The sequence below is a fragment of the Pseudomonas sp. AMR01 genome, assembly GCF_041946035.1.
GTDB lineage: Bacteria > Pseudomonadota > Gammaproteobacteria > Pseudomonadales > Pseudomonadaceae > Aquipseudomonas > Aquipseudomonas antarctica_B.
The window spans coordinates 1-2,276 of record NZ_JAUTYR010000083.1 but is presented as its reverse complement, the minus strand read 5'-3'; the positions used below and the strand labels follow the sequence as shown (position 1 = coordinate 2,276).

Below are 2,276 nucleotides of genomic sequence, written 5' to 3'. Positions count from 1 at the left end.
TTCCAGGACAAGCAAGTGCATGGTTCACCGCGCCCCTGTGGCCGGTCAAACCCTGGGTGATATCCAGATCATGAAGGGGATCCACAAGAAGGCGTTTTACCAGGGCTTGCTGGTCTGTAGCCGCGTTTGGACTTGCCCAGTCTGCGCCGCCAAGGTATCGGAACGCCGCCGCCAGGAACTCAAGGACGCCCTCAAGGCTGCCGGTTCCATGGGGATGAACGTCCATTTCGTCACGCTGACGGTGCCCCATGGTGTGAGCGATGACATCCAGGTGATGAACGATCTCCTTTCCAAGGCCCTCAAGCGGCTGTCCAATGGCAAGTATTCGGTCAAGAACCAACTCAGGGCGATTGCCCCAGAATCCCAGATCTACGGCTATATCCGGGCCTTTGAAGTAACCCACGGCCAACACGGCTTCCATCCCCATTTCCATATCCTGGTATTCACCGACAGGGGCGTTACGGCCAACGCCGTTGGCTATGTCTACCGGAATGCCTGGATCCGAGCCTGCAAGCTCTCCGGCCTTCCTCAGCCCTCCCTGGAGCATGGTGTGACTGTCCAGGACGGCCTATTCGCCGCCCAGTACGCCAGCAAGTGGGGTCTGGAGGATGAGATGACCAAGGCCAATGCCAAGACCACCAAACGCAAGGGCCTGTCCCCCTGGGGGCTTCTGCGGGCCGTTCTAGATGCTAACGATCCAGAGTACCCGCCCGAACGGGCCGGCAAACTGTTCCAGGTCTACGCCAAGGCATTCCACGGCCGCCGCCAGCTCTACTGGTCGAACGGTCTCCGGGATCTGCTCGGTCTGTCTAGGGAGCTCACGGACGAGGAACTCGCCGCCAAGGCCGAGGATGAACAGGCTACAGTGCTTGCCACCATCACGGTCGCACAATGGCGGGCTATCCGCCGGTTCCACCAGGAGGCCCACCTCCTGACCGTGGCCGAGGATGCCCCAACTCTTCTGGCAACGACTATCGAGCGACTGGTGTTCAGGGATGCCGCTGCCCCACCAGGTTGACCCTACCGGAGGAGGAGGACGGGCGAGCGATCTAGCGAGGAGGACGACGACGGAGGGCCGTAGGGTCAACCGCTCAAGTGATCAACTGATTAGCTAACTCGCTAATTGGTTAACACACCATCATAAATTCCACTTAACGATAGTGTGTTAACAGCTTGCTATTTGGCGTCACTGTGACGATAATTAATTACCGTCACAGTGACACTAAAGGCAGCCCAATGAAAGACGTCAACGACAATCAAACCGCAGACCTTCTCCCGCTCAAGCGCCCACGTGGTCGCCCGAGCACCGGCAAAGCCCTCCCAGGTGCAGCCCGTCAAGCCAAGTACCGCGCCAAGATGGCCGAAAAAAATGTCACAGTGACGTTTAATCGTGAGGATATCCCCGCGCTCAAGCTGCTGCTGGCCAACCCCAACCCCTCACTCGAAGTTGACCAGGTAACGCTGGATCGGCTGGTTGCCGCACTGTTCGATGCAGCCATAGAACAGGGGCGATAGCCCCTATAAGGCGCTCCCCTTACGTCAAATTTTTCACGTAATGCCGAACGCCGGAACCCGCGCAGCGGCCTGGAACCTGACCCGAGGCGAGATCCCCCCCCTTCCCTGCAAAACAGGCTTTTGAGGCTTTCAGGAACTGAGGGAGTGTGACGCCGCAGCGCCCCCCGATTTTGGGAGCTTCCTGGATAGGATTCGTTGGAGGAGGCGGAGGAGCGAGGGCGCGCAGCGAGCGACAACGACGACAACGATTGAGCCTTGATCTTACTGGTGTTATTTTGGCGTGTGACCGACGCGTTTATTCAGAGAGCATGGGGCTCTACCTGTCGAAAGGGATAACACCGGCCTGCTCCGAACCGAAAGCAGCGAATCTCCGGCCCGAAAAAATGAAATGCCCCGCAACATCCGCAAAATGTCCGGGGCTCGGTCACCTGAATTCATCTAAAACCCAGCAATGGTGACGCATATGATCATACCTCATACCGCCGCCCTGACAAGCCCTAGAGGCTTTGCAAGGTGGCTACATGCAAGAGTTTGAGTCCCTTCCCTCTGCCTTTGGTGGGGCGAGTTTGGGGCCTGCGGGTGGTTCGCCCCTTGGTAATACTGCCAAAACTACTTCCCCCCAGTCACAGCGCGGCTCTCAGGCCGGTGCTTTTGACCCAGAGACCGGTGAAGTTACCGAACCGAACCCCCAATTGGCCAGGGCCAACCGGTGGGCCCTCAAATCGGTCGTGAACAAGCTCCTTCCTGATTCCAGGACAAGC

General features: G+C 58.3%; 2 protein-coding genes. Both read left to right on the top strand.

Annotated elements, in window-relative coordinates; translation table 11 throughout:
- Positions 1-1,018, top strand: a 1,018-nt coding sequence (locus Q7C20_RS26600; RefSeq protein ID WP_375071170.1) for a protein rep, incomplete at its 5' end; no start/stop codon positions are given.
- Positions 1,019-1,236: 218 nt separating this feature from the next.
- Positions 1,237-1,515: a hypothetical protein gene (locus tag Q7C20_RS26595; RefSeq protein ID WP_374994995.1), complete on the top strand. Its 279-nt coding sequence runs from the start codon at positions 1,237-1,239 to the stop codon at positions 1,513-1,515.
- The last annotated feature ends 761 nt before the right edge of the window (positions 1,516-2,276 follow it).

What these genes read in the sequence shown, in the direction of transcription:
- Q7C20_RS26595 (WP_374994995.1), top strand. Translation starts at nt 1,237, where the DNA reads ATGAAAGACGTCAACGACAATCAAACCGCAGACCTTCTCCCGCTCAAG.